The following is a 15,881-nucleotide window of genomic DNA, read 5'->3' as shown; positions in this document are numbered from 1 at the left end:
CCCCTATTGTTCCTTATGTATGATCACCAGCGAATTGCGGTGTCCGGGGACAGCGCCCTTGACCAGGATCAGGTTGTTTTCCGCGTCCACTTGCACCACCTTGAGGTGACGCACAGTCACCTGGGCGTTGCCGTGCTGGCCGGCCATTTTCATGCCTTTCAGCACGCGTGAGGGCTGGGCGCATTGTCCGATGGAGCCGCCGCCGCGGAAAGACTCGTGCACGCCGTGGGACTGCATGAAGCCTGAGAAGCCGTGACGCTTCATCACGCCAGTGTAGCCGCGTCCCTTGGAGTTGGAACGGACACTGACCGTATCGGTGAGGCTGAACATTTCGGCGGTCAGTTCCTTGCCGACTTCATAGTCGTCGATTTGCTGGCCGTAGGCAGGGCGGAATTCACGCACATAACGGAACACCGGGCTGTCATTTTTCTTGAAGTGCCCTATCAGCGGGCGTTTGCTCTGTTTGTCCGTGATGGCTTCATAACCCAATTGGAGGGCTTCGTAGCCATGCAGGTCTTTGGTGCGCTTGCAGATCACGCGGCAGGGGCCGGCCTTGATCACCGTCACCGGGATCACTTTGCCGTCCGCGTCGAAGACCTGCGTCATGCCAATTTTCTTACCGATCAATCCCAACATGCTAGCTCCTCGTGTTTGCCTTGATTTCCACATGGACTCCAGCCGGCAGACTCAGCTTTTTCAAAGCGTTGGTGGTCTGCTGTGTGGGATTCAATATGTCGATCAATCTCTTATGCACCAGCATTTGGAATTGGTCCTGGGATTTCTTGTCCGCATGCGGTGAGCGCAGGATCGTGTATAGGGTCTTGTCGGTCGGAAGTGGAATGGGTCCAATGACTTTGGCGCCCGTGTTGCGGGTGCTTTTCACAATTTCCGCCACAGATTGATCCAGTAGACGATGATCGTATGCTTTCAGCTTTATCCGGATGCGATTTTCGGTATTACTCACTGGTTCCTCCACTTTTTAGACAGAAAAAACCTCTCGGGCCCATTGACGGCTCAATTTTGCCGCCCGGCCGCGCCAAGTCTTTCTCTGCTAAGTTGGCTTCGTTGTTGGCAGGGCAAAATGCTGTCGCATTCACCCCAGTGATACTCATACGAGTATCCCGTAAACAGGATAACATCGTTCCTCCTAAAGAACTATAAGTCCCTGCAAAACTTGGGACTTGTGCTATGCGTTTCTGGTATTTTTTGCAAGTGATGGTCAGCTTTTTGGCAGAGCCCGTTTCTGTCAATACCTTTTTTCTGCCTTTGATCCAACTAAGTTTTACCCTCTTCCCAGAGCGCCCCCTTTACCCCATAGAGCTTTCAGGCTGGCATACTCAAGACCATCAGCCAGTTATGGCTGGTGTGCCAGGTCTTCTCTGCCCAAGGTATGCTTGCTGTAGAGACCTGGCAGGGGCAACGGATATTCCGTCCATCTTCATGTCTGCCAATCGGATAGGCGATTGCTGGTGCTGCCATTTCTCTCAACCATACAGAGCCTGGATCAGAAAATATCAGTTGACACGATTTCCCCCTTCCATATTGTGAGATTATGAGAAATATCCCCATGCTCCTGATCCTTCTGGCCCTGTTGGCCGGATGCGACCTTTTCCGGGTGAGGGATTCCGATCCGCCCACCAAACCGGCCCCCTGGAACAGTTATGCCACCAGTTGGGACCTCTGCCTGGAAAACCTGGAGTATTGCTATGTGGACAGCCGTAACGCGATCAAATACTATAACCTGTTTGCCGCCAATTACAGCTTCCATTTCTCGGCGCAGGACATCAACGACTACAACCTCGCCCCGACCTGGACAGCCACCCAGGAACAGGACATGCTGCTTAATCTGCACAATCAGTCCGACAGCATCCAGGTAACCCTTTTCGCCCTGCCCTCGCAACCGGATGAGATCACTGCCAGTGAGGCCAGGATCTATCGTGAATACGAGCTTCGGCGCTATGCCCCGGGCCTGGCCCAACCTGAATATTACAAGGGTGAGTTCGAGCTCCAGTTCCAGAAATCAGGGGCCTACTGGTACATCAGCAAATGGTATGACTACCGCGCACCGGGGCATTCCAGCTGGGGAAAGATGAAGTATGATTTCTCGCAATAAGCTCCAGGTCCTGCCGCTGTTCGCGGTGCTGCTTGTTTTGGGAAGCTGCTGGAATCCTTTCCGCCCCCCTTTGGTGGACAATTCCGACGGCACGTTCCGTAACCGCACGCCGGTCGAGGTTTTGCAGAATCTGGAGCTTGCCTACACCGAACGCAACATCAACATCTATAAAAGCCTGTTGGCCGATGACTTCCGCTTTGAACTGATCGCCTCGGAAGTCAGCCAGATTGGCGTTGACGTCAATGGTGACGGCATCCGCGATTCCTGGTGGGGCTACGACGAGGAAGTGCTGTACACCGAAAATCTCTTTACCAACGGCTCTTCCGACGGCAGCCGCCTGCCCCCGGACGAACTCAACCTCCGCCTGCAGGTCCCGCCTGAGGACAGTTGGGAAAACGATCCCGAACTCGGGCACGAAGGCTGGGTCGTCATCCCCTGCATCTTTGATCTCAAACTATCCTACTACGCGACCAATTCCATGATCACCGCCAGTGGGGTGGCCCGCTTCTATCTGAAACCTGCCGACAACCGTTGGTACATCGCCATCTGGAGAGACGAATCGAATCTGTGAGCCCCGTCAGCCGCATCCTGGCCATCGATTATGGGGAAAAGCGGATCGGCCTGGCGCTGAGCGATCCCCTCAAGCTGTTTGCCAAACCTTTGAAAGTCATCCCCAATTCCGGCTTCGAAACCGTTCTGGCAGAATTGCGCAAAGTGATCAGCGAACAGTGCGTGGAATTGATCGTGATGGGCCTGCCTTATGCCATCGAAGGCGGAAACACCCCCAAAACCGATGAGACAATCGCTTTCATGGACCGGCTTTCCGCTGCCATCGAAACTCCCATAGTGGCCTGGGACGAGCGTTACAGCACCTCCGAGGCCATCGGCGAACTCATCAAGATGGGCTATGGCTGGAAACAGCGCCGCAATTTCCAGGACGCCATGGCCGCCGCCATGATCCTGAAAAGCTATTTGGAAAGCCTTTGAGACCAAGCCCCGGATTCCTGCTCAGGCTTGTCCTGATCGCCTTCCTTGCCCTGCTGGCCTTCACGGTTTGGCAGGTCTTCAAACCCGTCCGTTCGGAGCAGATCGTGCTCAGGGTCAGCAGCGGAGACAGCGCCGCCGGAATTGCCGCCCGGCTTGAAGAACAAGGCATCATCGAAAGCCGCTTTTTGTTCAAAACGTTGGCCAAGCTCCGCAGGACGGACCGTCGGCTCATGGCCGGAACCTATACTCTGGGCGGCAAAGCCAGCCTCTATCAAACCCTCTCGGTCCTGGAAAAAGGAAACACCAGCTCGGTCCGCGTCACCATTCCTGAGGGCCTCTCTCTCCGGCGCACCCTGCAAAGGATCGAACAAAGCGGCTTGGCGGGCTATGACGAGCTTCTTGCCGCAGCCACCGACACTGCTTTCGTGCGAGAGCAAACCGGCTACAAAGTTCCTTCCCTGGAGGGATTCCTGTACCCGGAAACCTATCTGTTTGACCTCAGCCTCGGCCCGCGCGAGATCCTGGCCCTAATGACCCGGGAATTCTTCACCAAAAACCGCGCCGTGGGCATCGATCCCCACGCCATAGCAGGCTTTTACGACAAGCTGATCCTGGCCAGCATCGTGGAAAAGGAAAGCGCCCATCCTCAGGAACGCGGGATCGTGGCCAGCGTCATGCAAAACCGCCTGAACCACGGAATGCACCTAGCGTCCTGCGCCACAGTGGATTACATCCTCGAAAGGCGGAACATCAAGCGCCCCGTCCTCACCCTCGCTGACACCCAGATCCCTTCTCCTTACAATACATACATCAATACCAGCCTGCCGCCCGGACCGATCTGCAATCCCTCCCTCTCTTCCATCCAGGCCGCCCTCAACCCGGCCAAGACCAAATATCTCTACTTCGTGGCCGACCGCAAAGGCCGGAACGACTTTTCCACCACCGCGGAAGAGCACTATCGCAAGACCCGCAAATACCGCCGCGCCGAATGGGAGTAAAAACCTCCCCATAAAGCAAAAACCCCGGCTTGCACCGGGGTTTAAGTGGCTGGGATGGAAGGATTTGAACCCTCACGTACGGATCCAGAGTCCGCTGTCCTACCATTAGACGACATCCCAAAAACTCTGGCTGGGCAGGGAGGATTCGAACCCCCGTGTGGCAGGACCAAAACCTGCTGCCTTACCGCTTGGCGACTGCCCAAAATCCTGAATTTGGCTCTAAACTTCTGGCGGAGAGGCAGGGATTCGAACCCTGGGTGGGCTTTTGACCCACACACGCTTAGCAGGCGTGCACCTTCAGCCAGCTCGGTCACCTCTCCCCTAATGGGATTCACTCTATGTTCTGGCGGAGGATGAGGGATTCGAACCCCCATGGGCAGAACCCGGCGGTTTTCAAGACCGCTGCCTTACCAATTAGGACTAATCCTCCACGAGCAAGTTTCGCCCTTGAATCTGAAGCCCGGTTTTTTGTCAATCACTTTCTTCAGACTGGCTCCCCGCGATCTTTTGCTTGACAGCAATGGCGGATTTTTCTTTGTTAATGCCAACCATTCCTTCCGGCTGAATTTTTCGCCCTGGAGTGGATTATTTGGTAAAATGGTGCTCAGACATGGAATTTGATCTGCAAGAATGCTCTGTCCGTCTGGCAAAAGTGTCTGACAGGCAAGACCTCATCCGAATTGCCAAAGGCATTTGGGGCGGAACGGATTACCTCCCCAAGGTCATGGACATCTGGATCAGTGAGCCCTGGTTTCTGGTCTGCGAATACCGGGGCAGGGTCATCGGCTGCCTCAAAATGACCAGCTTCCCCGACCACGTCCTCTGGTTCGAAGGCCTGCGCGTTCAGGTCAGATACCAGAACCACGGCATCGCCACCCTGCTCAACCGGCACAGCTTTGCCATCGCCGCCAGGCTGAAACGGGATGATCCCGCCCTCAGCTTTGAATTCTGCACCTACTACCAAAACTCAGAAAGCCTGCACCTGACCCAAAAACTCGGTTTCCGGGTGGTGCATAAATTCTACGTCCTGAACAAACGCGGGATCAAGGCCACGCTCGAACCCAGGATCCTGGAGGATATTGATCTGGGCTTGTTTCACCACTATCCGGATTACATACCCTGCGCCTGGCAAACAGTTCACAATTCCCTGGCTTCCCTGCCCTTCCTGAAAGAGCGCGGTTGCCTGTTCCAGTCCCCCCGCGCCACCTACTACCTGGGCGGCCTGCACGAGCGCTACATCATCCTGCTGGAACCGCCTAACCTCAACATAAAAGCCGATCTGCCCTATTTCCAGCACTTCTTCGGCAGCCGCAAGTCCTACCAGATCATCATCCCCCCAGAGTTCAGGGCATCCTGGCAGATCCTGCACCTGGCCGGATTCCGCGTCTGGGCGGATGAAGTTGAGGAAAACATGCTGGTCCTGAGAATGTGAGGAAGCCTCCGAACGCTTCATTCTGAGCTCCAAAATTCCCTTTCCGAGGCCATGGCTCCCCTTATCATTACGGTGTCAATACGGACTCATTACGGACTTTGTCCGTAATGAGTCCGTATTGATAGCGTATTGATCAGGAGGGCGGGGATAGGGATGTCCGGGCTAAAACATTGTCTGTGAGCGGTTTAGAATGCATGAGCGATTTTTGGCGAGTCAGCGGGCTTTGGCAGACAAGGACGATTGCCGCTCCGCTCGCCAGTTGTCCAGTTCTGGGAGTGTTGTTCTAGTTTGGATCGCAGTACAGTTTTCTCAGGTACACCAGACCGCCGGGGCTTCCGTCTTGCAGCTTCGTTCCGAAGGGGATGACGGTGGTCCGGTTGACGATGGTGTGAAAGGCGAGCACTGGATTGGCCGGATCATACCAGGCTGCGAAATCAGGATCGGCCAGCAGATCGGCAAGGTTGCAGCTCATCACCAGCAGATTGCTTCCGGGCAGGAGCTTGGTTTGGATGTCGCCGATGCGGACCAGGTCTGACGAGCCGGTGCCTGTGATCTTGAACAGGCCGGGAGAGATGCCTCCCAAGGCCACTTTCATGTAGGCCAGGGCCCAGACAATGACGTCCGGATCGTTGCGGTCAGCAGCGGGATCGTTGATCAGGCTCATGTAGGAATGATACACGGTTCCCAAGCCCCCGCTGGTGGGAAATCCGCCCCCGCGGTTCCGGATCGCCGTGTATAGCTTTGTGTCGGAGAAAGATACGTAATCAGAAACGATGTCGTAATGGTCCGTGCCGTTATCTTTGGTGGCATCGCTGGAGACCCTGGAAAGCTGGTTTAACGCGGGCAGGCCCTTGCCTTCGTAGAAGACGGGGATCAGCCTGGTGGGCCCAGTCCCTGCCTGATTTTTCAGGCCCAAATAACGCCGGCTCGAGCCCACGGGGATGGAGGCCTGGTAGGTGCTGGTCGCGGCGTTTTGCAGGGTCAGGTTGTATTCCGCGATCCCGCTGCCAGGATTGTAGATAACCTTGTTCTGGGTCAGGTTGGAGGCTTCTATCTCGGTGCTCAGCAATACCTGGGAAGCGGCATTTTTGCCGCTGAAACGGATGTTTTGCCAGTTCCCGATGCTTAGCCCAGACAACATTGCCGGCAGCAGTGCCGCCACGAAATACACGGCTTTTTTCACTCAGAATTCCTTTGGTTTACTCGATATCAAGCTTGGGCGGGATGACCCTCAAGGCATGGCCTTGACGGCTATGATCCGGTAAAAAGATCTGCTCTGGCCTGGATTTGCCGGGAAGCTGAAATTTGTCCCGGCGGTGCTGGCGATCACCTCAAAGCTGGCAAAATCTGGAGCAAGGGATGCTTCCACCCGATAGAAGTCTGGCGTGACGGGATTCCCCAGAATGGTGCTGGTGACCGGATCCCAGCTCAAATAAACCGTTCCGTTCGCGATCTGCACATTCACGTCATCAGGCCAGAGGATTCCCAGGATATGGATGAAGGAAAACCATTCGCTCCGATTAAAATTGATGTTGTCGTCGCTCACGACCGTCCGGGCCAGGCCGCTGGGATATTCGTCGAGAATGCCGGTGAGGTCATCCGTGCGGTGGGGCAGGCTTCCGGAGTAGTCAAAGCTCTGCGGCAGAAGGTCATAGAAGCTCCCATCTTGCAGTTCGATCTGGGCTGTGAGGGGGAAATTGCCTTCCGCGTCAGAGTATTCCGCGCTGAAAAAGACCTCGCCGCCAGCTGATTGGAATGTTGCATTGCCAAGCAAGGGCGTAGTGTTGGGGCTGGAGTCGAAAAAGAGCGGATGCAGGAACAATCCGGCGCCTGGGCTTTGATCCTTGATGTTGGTTATGGACGTAGATAGATTCGTCATGCTGACAAGGGTTTGAAAACCCATAACCGGATCGGCGGGATCGAACCAGGCGGCAAAATCAGGGTCCGCAAGCAGGTCGGCCAGGTTGCAGCCCATGATCACCAGATCGCTTTCGGCCACCAGTTGATAGGATACATCGGCAAGCCGAACCAAGTCTTCGATCCCGGTTCCGGTGATCTTATACAAACCTGGGGACATTCCCACAATGGGAATGTTAATGTAATTCAAAGCCCAAACGATCACGTCCGGATCGTCCGGGTCAGCCAGGGGATCCGCGATCACGCTCATATAGGAAAAGACATCCAGGCCAATGTAGGTGGGAAATCCGCCGCCCCGGTTCTGGATCCCCGTATAGAGCATGCTGTCCGAGAAAGAAACATAATCCGCAATAATGTCCAAATACGCGGTCGCCTGGTCATTGGGGGCATCGTCGGAAGCTTTGGTAAGCTGGGAAAGCGATGGCAAAGCGGTTCCTGTATGGTATACAGGAATGGTCAGTATGTTATCGTTCAGCGCCTGCTTTTTCAGGCCCAGGTAGCGTCTCGGAGTTCCCGCGGGAAGGGTGGCCTGGTAGGTGCTGGTCGCGGCGTTTTGCAGGGTCAGGTTGTATTCCGCGATCCCGCTGCCAGGATTGTAGATAACCTTGTTTTGGACCAGATCCGCGGCCCCTATCTCGGTCCTTAGCAAAACCTGGGATTCCGCGTTGACTCCGCTGAAACGGATGTTTTGCCAATCTCCGATGGTTTGGGACCAGATGAGGCCGGCCCAGAGCGCCATTAATGCAGCCACTGTGTATTTCATAATTAACTCCTGTGAAGTTGCGTTTTAACAACCGCAATGCGATTCCTTGGATACAAGATCAACCGAAGTGCCGATCTTGGCAATAATTATCAATCTCCAGACTTATGGATCCTGAGCTAAAGCCTGGCCCCTAATCGCGCACTTCAATTCCCAGGGAATGTATCCTCTTGCTGAGGTTGGATTTATCCATGCCCAACTGTTTCGCGGTCTGGGAAATGTTGTAGCCATTGGCTTTCAGGACAGATTTGATGATATTGGCCTCGCATTGTTTGAGGTGATCGCGCAAGGTCCCGCCAGGCTCGTAGGAATGGTCCAAATCCGTGGTCAAGGGATTGAAGTCCTCCACTTCCAAGCTGTTACGCTCAGAAAAGATAACTGCTCGTTCCACCATGCTCTTCAATTGCCTGGCATTGCCTTCCCAGGCCTGTTCGGTCAGCCAGACCTGGGCGCTTGGAGATATCTCTTTGGGCATCAATTGGTTGCGCTGGCAGAACATGCTCAGGAAATGCAGGGCGAGGGGCACGATATCTGTCCGGCGCTGGCGCAAAGGCGGAATGTGGATGTGGATGGAATTGAGCCGGTAATACAGGTCTTCGCGAAATCTCCCTTCACTAAGCGCGGCTTGCAGATCCTGGTTGGAGGCACTGATGATGCGGGTTTGGCTGGCGCTCGGTTCTCCGCCGATGCGCTGGATCTCGCCTTCGGAAAGGGCACGGAGCAGTTTTGCCTGCACGGAGACCGGCAGTTCGCCGATCTCGTCGAGAAACAACGAGGTGTTTTGGGCAAAGCCGAAATAGCCTTTGTAGGAATTTACCGCGCCGGTGAACGCGCCTTTTTCATAGCCGAACAGTTCTGCTTCGAACAGGTCCCTGGGCACGGAGGCGCAGTTGATGCCCACAAGTTCCTTCGCGCCATGTTTGCTCAAACGATGCACTGCGCGGGCGGCGAGTTCTTTACCCACTCCCGTTTCACCGGTGATAAGGACCGGCGAGTCATATCTGGCGGCGGCACTTATCCCGGAGAACACGAATTTCATTTCCTCGGAAGCACCCACCATGCCGATCGCCTTGTGCTCCAGAGACTTCAGCTCCCTGTCCTTCAGGAGCTGTTCATCCAGGCGCTGGATACGCAGCAGCAGGTGCTCCGGTTCGATCGGTTTTTCTATGAAGTCCGTCGCGCCGTTTTGGATCGCGCGCACCACGTCCTCGATGTTGCCAGCCCCGGAAATCATCAGCACGATCAACTGCGGATAATTTTTACGCACGTCATCCAAAAGGCCAAATCCATCTTTAAGCGCCGGAAAGCGCAGATCCAGCATCAGGATGTCGATATGGTTCGTTTTCAGGACCTGGGCGGCCTGCCCGGTATCCAGGGCCAGCAAGACTTCATAACCGTTTTCCAGCAGCAGCTCTTCCACCAAGTTGCAGAAAATGACGTCATCATCGGCCACCAGGATTCTGGCCCTATTCATTGATATTCCCTTTCAACCAGATCGAAATCACTGTCCCGGCCCCTTCCTCGCTTTGAATGTCGATCGTTCCGCACATGGATTCGATGATCTTTTTGGTTTCGGGCAGCCCGATCCCGGTGCCGCTTTGTTTGGTGGTGAAGAACGGCTGCCAGATCTCGTCCAGATACTTGCTGGGTATGCCCCGACCGCTATCCTCAACTTCGATGAGCACAGAAAGATCGCCCTGCGTGCTTTTGTGCAGAGGAAAACGCTTCACGCTGATGTGCAGGTTACCGCCATCCGGCATTGCCTCCAGAGCGTTGTTCAAAACATTGGTGAGCGCTTCCTCAAAGCGGATCGGTTCGATCAGCGCTTCCACAGATTTGAGCTGCCAATTCTTGATCAGTTGGATGGAGGCTGGGATCGAAACGTGCTCCAGACTGTGCTCAACCGAGGGGATCACGTCCAGCATCTTGAGCTCGTAATCCTTGAGTTCTGTGAAGCGTTGGAAGGCGTGGGTGAAGACCCTGATCTTTTCGATCTCGCCCCTTATGATGTCGGTGTATTTGCTATCTCCGTTACCTTCAGCTTTATCCTGCAAGGGTTTCAGGGCCATGATCACATTCGTGATATGGCGCCGCACATTGTGGGACAGCCGGCGCGCCATGTCCGCCCAGAGCAGCTTGTCATTCTGTACTTCAGAGGTCGCCTGTTCTGTCCGTAGGGTGATCAGGAACCTTCTGGTCACGCCATGCAGTTTGTAAAAATCAACAATGTGGGGGGTCCTATCCCTGCCCAGAGTCATAACCGTGCTGTACTCCTGCGTTTTGCCGCGGCTGAAGCCGAGCAGGGTTTGATAAACCTCCGGTAAAACTTTGCGCAGGGATCTGATCTCCTGTATGGGCAATTGGCCGGATTCGTCCTTCAGCAGATGCAGCAGATACTTGTTGACCTGGGAGATCCTGTTCTTCCCGGAAAGTACGACTATCCCCTGCTGCAGGCTGTTGATCATCACCCTGAACATGTTTTTGCGATGGATCATCAGCAGCAGCATGAGCAGGGCCGCCGTAATGGCCGCCAGAGCGACAAGGGCGGCGTTTTGGCCGATGAACCTGTACATTATGGCGTATATAGGTTTGCGTTGATAGGAGTAATAGCGAATTTCACTGTCAGAGCAGATGGCGATCTTGCGCTTGTTGCCGAAGCCCGTTCTAACGATATGGGCATGGGTGTACTCGGCACCAGGGAAAGGATTGTCGATCTCGGCCCGCTTAATCAGGTTCCTGTCCAGGATCACAAACCTATTGTCCGCAGTTTGAAGCAGGATCTCGGAATTCCCGTCCAGATCGATATCTTCCACGGCCCAGACCCTGGTGACAATATCCTTGAACTTGTGTCTGATCTGGTTCAGGCTCTTATCCAGAACGATCAGCGGTGAACTCTTGGCGGCCAGGATGAAGTTGTTTTTACCGTCACTGTCCTTGCCATTGTAGGTGGTAGCTGAGTTGTTTTTTTCAAAGGAGCCCTGGAACGCCCAGGATTTCTGCCGCACAAATCTGCCCCCGTTCCATTTGAAGATATTCACGGAATTGGGTATGTTGAGGGTACCCCAGGTTGTATAAACCGCGAGGATCTCCTTTTTTCCGTCCTGGTCGATATCCTCGGCAGCCAGGAATATCTGGCCGAAATCCTCATGTGCCTGTTCACGGTGGAGCAGTTCACCACGTGGGCTGAGAACCATCAGCCAGCCGTTAAAGTCATCCATGCCCTGTTTGATCTCAGCCGTGTTTTTGAGGGCATAGTTTGAGCAAATGATCTCTTTGACCCCGTCCCCGTCGAAATCATCGCAGAGGACTGAATGCAGCGAAGTGCTGGTCTCAAAACTCCACTTGATCCGCCCGCTGGCAAAGTCATAAACCACCAGCCCACGGGGATTCACAGTGAAAGAATCGAGAGCCCGGCAGACCAGTTCCAGCCTGCCGTCGTCATCGATATCCTCGATGAATTCCGGGTAAATAAGTCCCCACCACTCATAATCAGGGGTGTTTATCAAAGAATCTGTCCGCGCTACGGCCTCGAAATCCCGCGTTTCCCGTTTCAGGGTGTGTTCCCAAGTGTAGCGAAAACCCACAATCCTGGTTTGTTCCTGGTCATTGACGCTGAGGAAGATCCAGCGTTCCTGACTGCGGGGATCGGTGAGGACCTTTACGCCGCGGATCCTGTGCCGGGTGTTGATCTGGGAGATGGTCTTTCCGGTCTGATCCTCCAGCAAAAGCATGTGCGTCTGGGAACCATGGGGTGAAGCTACCAGGTATAATTCTTCCTCGTTGCCTTTCAGGTCGGCAAACTGGCAGGCATACACTGCCGTGTCATGCCGGTAGATGTTGCCAGGTTCAAACTCATGAACGCCCAAACTCTCATTCACGCGGCACCCAGTCAACATAAGACCGGTCATCAACATGGCAAATATCCAGAATCTGTTCATGCATCCCCTAAAAAAAAGATTATTAAATCCAGTAATCAATGATTAGTATGCTTGTCAAGATAAATCACTCGATCATACAAGTCCCTTTAAGCATGCCGTCTAATGTTGGGTCGAATTGTATGCAGATTGGCGTCAGGGCAGTTTACGTTTGATCTGGGCGGTCGATTCCCGCAGATAAAGGGGTTCGAGTTCGGCCAGTTGGTTGAAGTCGTATTTCTCGGATTGGGGAAACTGCTCAGCCAGGTAGAAAAGCCCGGACGCACTGAGAGGTCGTTCCGGAACGGTGCTGGTACTGATCTGGCATTCGTCCAGCAGCGGTTTGAGCAAAGATGCTCCACTTCCCAAGAGATAGGGTTTTTGCAGGTCCCAGTCAAGTATCTGATCCGGAGCGCAGACCTGGGGTGGCTGGAGTTCGCGGAGATCCTCATCGTACAAGGCCGCGTAGACCTCATTCATTTTGGCATCCAGCACGGCCAGGATATTGCGGCCACACTGGTAACGCTCAAAAGCGCAAAGCTGCAGGGTTCCGAAGCTGAGGACAGGTATCTTGAGCCCGTAGGCAATGCCTTTGGCGGTGGCCAGCCCGATGCGGAGTCCGGTGAATGAGCCCGGTCCTATGGTGAGCAGAACAGCTTCGATATCGGCTGGAGAAAAACCGCACAGCTGTAGGGCCGCATCCACCTGAGGCATCAGGGTTTCGCTGTGGGTGATGCTGATGTCAAAAAAGGCGGAGTAAACAACCCCGCCTGAATTCCAAAGCGCTATGGATCCAGAGCTTTGGGACGTGTCCAGCGCGAGTTTCAATTGTCTGAGCTGATCCAGTCGTCGTATAGCTTTTCGAAGAGGAGTTTGTGCTTGGCCTCGTCGGCAGCCAGTTTGCGAAACAAGGTTGAAATCTCGCTATCAGGGAATTTGGCGCTCATTTCGGAATAGAGCTTGAAGGAATTTTCCTCGCGCTTCATGGCCTTGATGAGGATGTTTTGATAGGAAAGATCGAGGCTGTCCATTTCAGCGCTGAGATATTCGCTGATCTGCATATTTTGAACTTTGGGGATATCGGCTTCAGAAACGCCTTTGCGGCGGATGCTTTCGATCACCACGATGTGCCCCATTTCCATGCCTTCCAGGTCTTTGAGCATCTCTCGCTGGGCCTGGAACTTGGTTTCCTGCTGCAGATCGCGATAAAACTGCACCGCCTCCTGTTCACGGGCGACGGCAAAATCCAGTATTTCATTGAATTCTTGTATGGTCATAGTTACCTCGGTTAGTGGTCAAAAACAAAGGGAAAGCCCGCAGAGAAGCAGGCTTTCCCTGGTTGAAGAAGATCAGTCGATCGGCTCGAACATGTCTTTGCCGACGCCGCATTCGGGACAAACCCAGTCTTCGGGCAGGTCATCGAACGGAATATCATCGTTATCGGCGGGATCATAGATCCAGCCACAGGCGATGCATTGGTATTTTTGCATGTTGTGCTCCTTAGTAGTTTTCGTGATGGATCTCAAAATAGGCCTGGGGATGCTGACAGGTCGGGCAGATGGCTGGGGCTTCAACACCCTCGTGGATATAGCCGCAGTTGTTGCATTTCCAGAAAACAAGGCCGTCTTTCTTGAAGACCTTCATGTCTTTGATGTTTTCATAAAGCTTGCGAAAGCGCTTTTCATGCTCACGTTCCACCTTCGCAACCATTCTCCAGGTCAGGGCGATGTCTTTGTAGCCTTCTTCCTCGGCAATGTCCGCGAACATGGGATATAGCTCGGTCCATTCCTCTTTTTCGCCGTTGGCTGCGTATTCCAGGTTTTTCAGCGTGCTCTCCGGAGACCAGCCCACGGGGTAGGAGGCCATGATGTTCAGCATCTGGCCTTCCAGGCCTTGCTTGACCAGGTATTTAAAAAAGACCTTGGCATGTTCCTTTTCGTTATCGGCAGTTTCAGTGAAGATGTTGGAGATCTGTTCAAATCCCTCTTTCTTGGCTGTTTTGGCCGCGTATACGTAGCGCATGCGGGCCTGGCTTTCCCCGGCAAATGATTTTAACAGGTTTCCGGCAGTTCTGGTATCGATGAATGACATTTAGTATTTCCTCCAGTGAATCAGATGGTTTTCCAAAGTCCGTGCAGATTGCAGTATTCGCGTACGGTCAAGATCTTCTCCGCCTTGACCGGGAAGATCGCTTCTGGTGCGTCTCCGGGCTTGAGCTCTTTACGGTAGACCTTTTTCTCTGTCAGCACCTCGATCATCGCGATGTAGTGCTTTTCCTCCATGGGATGGGGCACGGATCCAACGCTGACCTTGACCTTGTCTCCCAGTTCAGTGATAACGGGAACGTGTTTTTCCTTCGCGGCATCGACGGTGTTTCCTTCCAGCAGGATCATGGGCTCGTCGCAGCAAACCAATTCACCTTTGCCGGTGAACAGCACTTCCACGAGATTGCCGCAGATCGGGCAGTGGTATATTTGACGCAGTTCTGTCATATGATTCTCCTTATGTTGGCTTTTGATAACAAATCTAAAAAAGACGGGGTGATTTGTCAACAGAAATTTCCCGCCCGCTCCGGGAAAATAATTTTCCTTGCCAAAAAAGCGATTGTTTGATTAGTTGAAACAAACGGTTTGTTTGCAAAGAGGTATGTGTAACCCATGAAACGATTGCTGTTGTTATTGACCGCGTTGCTGCTCCTGGCAGGATGCGTGGAATACGATGAAGAACTGTGGCTGAATCCGGATGGCTCCGGCAGGGCGAAGCTGCGCCTGGTGCATCGCTCGAACTATGCCAACACGCAGGAGATCATGCGCAAGGCGGAATTGCCGGGCATTCATCTGCAGGATTCCCAGGTTTCCCAATCCGGGCCCTTTGTTGTTTACAAAGTCAGCTATAAGTTCGACGACATCGAGTCTTTCAACAACATCAATGATCAGCTATCGGAAGCTGATTTCTGGGGAACGGTCACCCTGAACAAAACCCCGGAAGGCAATATCGTCTTCAAGCGCCGCATCTCACTCGGTTCCCAGGAAACAGACGACATCGACGACATCCTGGAAAGCATCTACACTCGCGAGCAGACCCACCATCCAGTCTGGACCTACAAGCTTCACGTTCCCTGGAAGATCATCTCCGCCAATACTTTGGACGAGAATATCGACCACAGGCAAAGGACTGTCAGTTGGGAATACGATACCGGCAAGATGTGGAACAAGTATGAGATGATGACTGTGGAAATGAAAAAAGGGGTGAGTTGGCTGGTGTTAGTCCTCGCCGGACTGGTGGTCCTGCTGTTCATCTTCTTCGTGATCTGGCTGGTCCGGATCTCCCGCCGCTCCCATCTGAAAGACGCGATCCGGCACCAACAGGAGCAGGAGCAGCAGAATAACTGATCCTGCCAAACTTTGGCGGGTTTTCTTTAGATAAACAGGCCCAACAGCAAAAGCAGCCAGCCCAAAGCGCCCAAAACCATCACCAGGTAATGCCCGAAGGATTTTTCCGTGTATCTGCGGCCCAGCTTGGCATTGCACTCGTTTATGTAGTTTTGCACGGGCACCAGGAAAATGAAGTGGCTCGCAAACCAGGTCAGCATCCAGAGGGACCCGTTCATCCCAAAATTCCTCTGATAACGTAATACAAGATTTACATTGACAAGCCATAAAACTTGATTATCTTGTCCCATAACTTTGATTAAAAGGAGTGGGACATGGGACGACACAAGCTAAGCATCGATGCAAGCACTTTGGAATCGATAGAGCAG

18 protein-coding genes and 4 tRNA genes are annotated in these 15,881 nt (G+C 53.6%); 6 read left to right on the top strand and 16 right to left on the bottom strand.

Features of this window, described 5'->3' with window-relative positions; all coding sequences use genetic code 11:
- Positions 1 to 3: 3 nt before the first annotated feature.
- Positions 4 to 636: a 50S ribosomal protein L3 gene (gene rplC, locus K0B87_03430; protein MBW6513789.1), complete on the bottom strand. Its 633-nt coding sequence runs from the start codon at positions 634 to 636 to the stop codon at positions 4 to 6.
- 1 nt (position 637) lies between these two features.
- Positions 638 to 964, bottom strand: coding sequence for a 30S ribosomal protein S10 (rpsJ, locus tag K0B87_03425; protein MBW6513788.1), 327 nt, complete (start codon positions 962 to 964; stop codon positions 638 to 640).
- 588 nt (positions 965 to 1,552) lie between these two features.
- Here rpsJ and K0B87_03420 point away from each other — a divergent pair.
- The 4 genes from K0B87_03420 to mltG all read left to right on the top strand — a co-directional run bounded on the left by K0B87_03420 (position 1,553) and on the right by mltG (position 4,098).
- Positions 1,553 to 2,113: a hypothetical protein gene (locus tag K0B87_03420; GenBank protein ID MBW6513787.1), complete on the top strand. Its 561-nt coding sequence runs from the start codon at positions 1,553 to 1,555 to the stop codon at positions 2,111 to 2,113.
- A 364-nt stretch (positions 2,114 to 2,477) separates the two neighbouring features.
- The gene (locus tag K0B87_03415; GenBank protein MBW6513786.1) at positions 2,478 to 2,684 is read left to right on the top strand and encodes a hypothetical protein; all 207 of its coding nucleotides are present in this window, start codon (positions 2,478 to 2,480) and stop codon (positions 2,682 to 2,684) included.
- Entirely contained in the window at positions 2,681 to 3,100 is a 420-nt protein-coding gene (ruvX, locus tag K0B87_03410; protein MBW6513785.1) for a Holliday junction resolvase RuvX, read from the top strand. The genes K0B87_03415 and ruvX overlap by 4 nt, the downstream gene beginning before the upstream one ends.
- Positions 3,097 to 4,098 carry an endolytic transglycosylase MltG gene (mltG, locus tag K0B87_03405; GenBank protein ID MBW6513784.1) on the top strand — a complete coding sequence of 334 codons (1,002 nt, stop codon included), beginning with the start codon at positions 3,097 to 3,099 and terminating at the stop codon, positions 4,096 to 4,098. Before ruvX ends, mltG begins: the two co-directional genes overlap by 4 nt.
- Positions 4,099 to 4,144: 46 nt before the next feature.
- On the opposite strand, the gene K0B87_03400 is transcribed toward mltG, so the two are convergent.
- The 4 genes from K0B87_03400 to K0B87_03385 form a co-directional block, all read right to left on the bottom strand.
- Positions 4,145 to 4,218 (bottom strand) — tRNA-Gln (locus K0B87_03400).
- A 7-nt stretch (positions 4,219 to 4,225) separates the two neighbouring features.
- Positions 4,226 to 4,300 (bottom strand) — tRNA-Gln (locus K0B87_03395).
- 26 nt (positions 4,301 to 4,326) lie between these two features.
- A tRNA-Ser gene (locus K0B87_03390) sits at positions 4,327 to 4,418 on the bottom strand.
- A 24-nt stretch (positions 4,419 to 4,442) separates the two neighbouring features.
- Positions 4,443 to 4,528 (bottom strand) — tRNA-Ser (locus K0B87_03385).
- 222 nt (positions 4,529 to 4,750) lie between these two features.
- Here K0B87_03385 and K0B87_03380 point away from each other — a divergent pair.
- Complete coding sequence (locus K0B87_03380) at positions 4,751 to 5,530, top strand: GNAT family N-acetyltransferase (protein MBW6513783.1); 780 nt, start codon at positions 4,751 to 4,753, stop codon at positions 5,528 to 5,530.
- Between the two features lie 283 nt (positions 5,531 to 5,813).
- Here K0B87_03380 and K0B87_03375 read toward each other — a convergent pair whose 3' ends face one another.
- From K0B87_03375 to K0B87_03335, 9 genes are all read right to left on the bottom strand, one after another.
- Positions 5,814 to 6,713: a hypothetical protein gene (locus tag K0B87_03375; GenBank protein MBW6513782.1), complete on the bottom strand. Its 900-nt coding sequence runs from the start codon at positions 6,711 to 6,713 to the stop codon at positions 5,814 to 5,816.
- Between the two features lie 48 nt (positions 6,714 to 6,761).
- Positions 6,762 to 8,210 carry a hypothetical protein gene (locus tag K0B87_03370; protein MBW6513781.1) on the bottom strand — a complete coding sequence of 483 codons (1,449 nt, stop codon included), beginning with the start codon at positions 8,208 to 8,210 and terminating at the stop codon, positions 6,762 to 6,764.
- 130 nt (positions 8,211 to 8,340) lie between these two features.
- Positions 8,341 to 9,681: a sigma-54 dependent transcriptional regulator gene (locus K0B87_03365; GenBank protein MBW6513780.1), complete on the bottom strand. Its 1,341-nt coding sequence runs from the start codon at positions 9,679 to 9,681 to the stop codon at positions 8,341 to 8,343.
- Positions 9,674 to 12,085 carry a hypothetical protein gene (locus K0B87_03360; protein MBW6513779.1) on the bottom strand — a complete coding sequence of 804 codons (2,412 nt, stop codon included), beginning with the start codon at positions 12,083 to 12,085 and terminating at the stop codon, positions 9,674 to 9,676. Before K0B87_03360 ends, K0B87_03365 begins: the two co-directional genes overlap by 8 nt.
- Before the next feature lie 192 nt (positions 12,086 to 12,277).
- Entirely contained in the window at positions 12,278 to 12,949 is a 672-nt protein-coding gene (gene tsaB / locus K0B87_03355; GenBank protein ID MBW6513778.1) for a tRNA (adenosine(37)-N6)-threonylcarbamoyltransferase complex dimerization subunit type 1 TsaB, read from the bottom strand.
- On the bottom strand, positions 12,946 to 13,398 hold the full coding sequence (locus tag K0B87_03350) for a ferritin family protein (GenBank protein ID MBW6513777.1): 453 nt from the start codon (positions 13,396 to 13,398) through the stop codon (positions 12,946 to 12,948). The genes tsaB and K0B87_03350 overlap by 4 nt, the downstream gene beginning before the upstream one ends.
- 72 nt (positions 13,399 to 13,470) lie before the next feature.
- Positions 13,471 to 13,611, bottom strand: a complete 141-nt coding sequence (locus tag K0B87_03345) for a rubredoxin (protein ID MBW6513776.1) — start codon at positions 13,609 to 13,611, stop codon at positions 13,471 to 13,473.
- 10 nt (positions 13,612 to 13,621) lie between these two features.
- The gene (locus tag K0B87_03340) at positions 13,622 to 14,212 is read right to left on the bottom strand and encodes a rubrerythrin family protein (GenBank protein MBW6513775.1); all 591 of its coding nucleotides are present in this window, start codon (positions 14,210 to 14,212) and stop codon (positions 13,622 to 13,624) included.
- A 20-nt stretch (positions 14,213 to 14,232) separates the two neighbouring features.
- Positions 14,233 to 14,613, bottom strand: coding sequence for a desulfoferrodoxin (locus tag K0B87_03335; protein ID MBW6513774.1), 381 nt, complete (start codon positions 14,611 to 14,613; stop codon positions 14,233 to 14,235).
- Positions 14,614 to 14,778: 165 nt separating this feature from the next.
- Between K0B87_03335 and K0B87_03330 the strand changes: the two genes are divergently transcribed.
- On the top strand, positions 14,779 to 15,513 hold the full coding sequence (locus K0B87_03330) for a hypothetical protein (GenBank protein MBW6513773.1): 735 nt from the start codon (positions 14,779 to 14,781) through the stop codon (positions 15,511 to 15,513).
- Positions 15,514 to 15,539: 26 nt separating this feature from the next.
- Here K0B87_03330 and K0B87_03325 read toward each other — a convergent pair whose 3' ends face one another.
- Complete coding sequence (locus K0B87_03325; GenBank protein MBW6513772.1) at positions 15,540 to 15,731, bottom strand: hypothetical protein; 192 nt, start codon at positions 15,729 to 15,731, stop codon at positions 15,540 to 15,542.
- Between the last annotated feature and the right edge of the window lie 150 nt (positions 15,732 to 15,881).

The organism is Candidatus Syntrophosphaera sp. (genome assembly GCA_019429425.1).
Classification (GTDB): Bacteria; Cloacimonadota; Cloacimonadia; order Cloacimonadales; family Cloacimonadaceae; genus Syntrophosphaera.
This window is presented reverse-complemented; position numbering and strand designations above follow the sequence as displayed.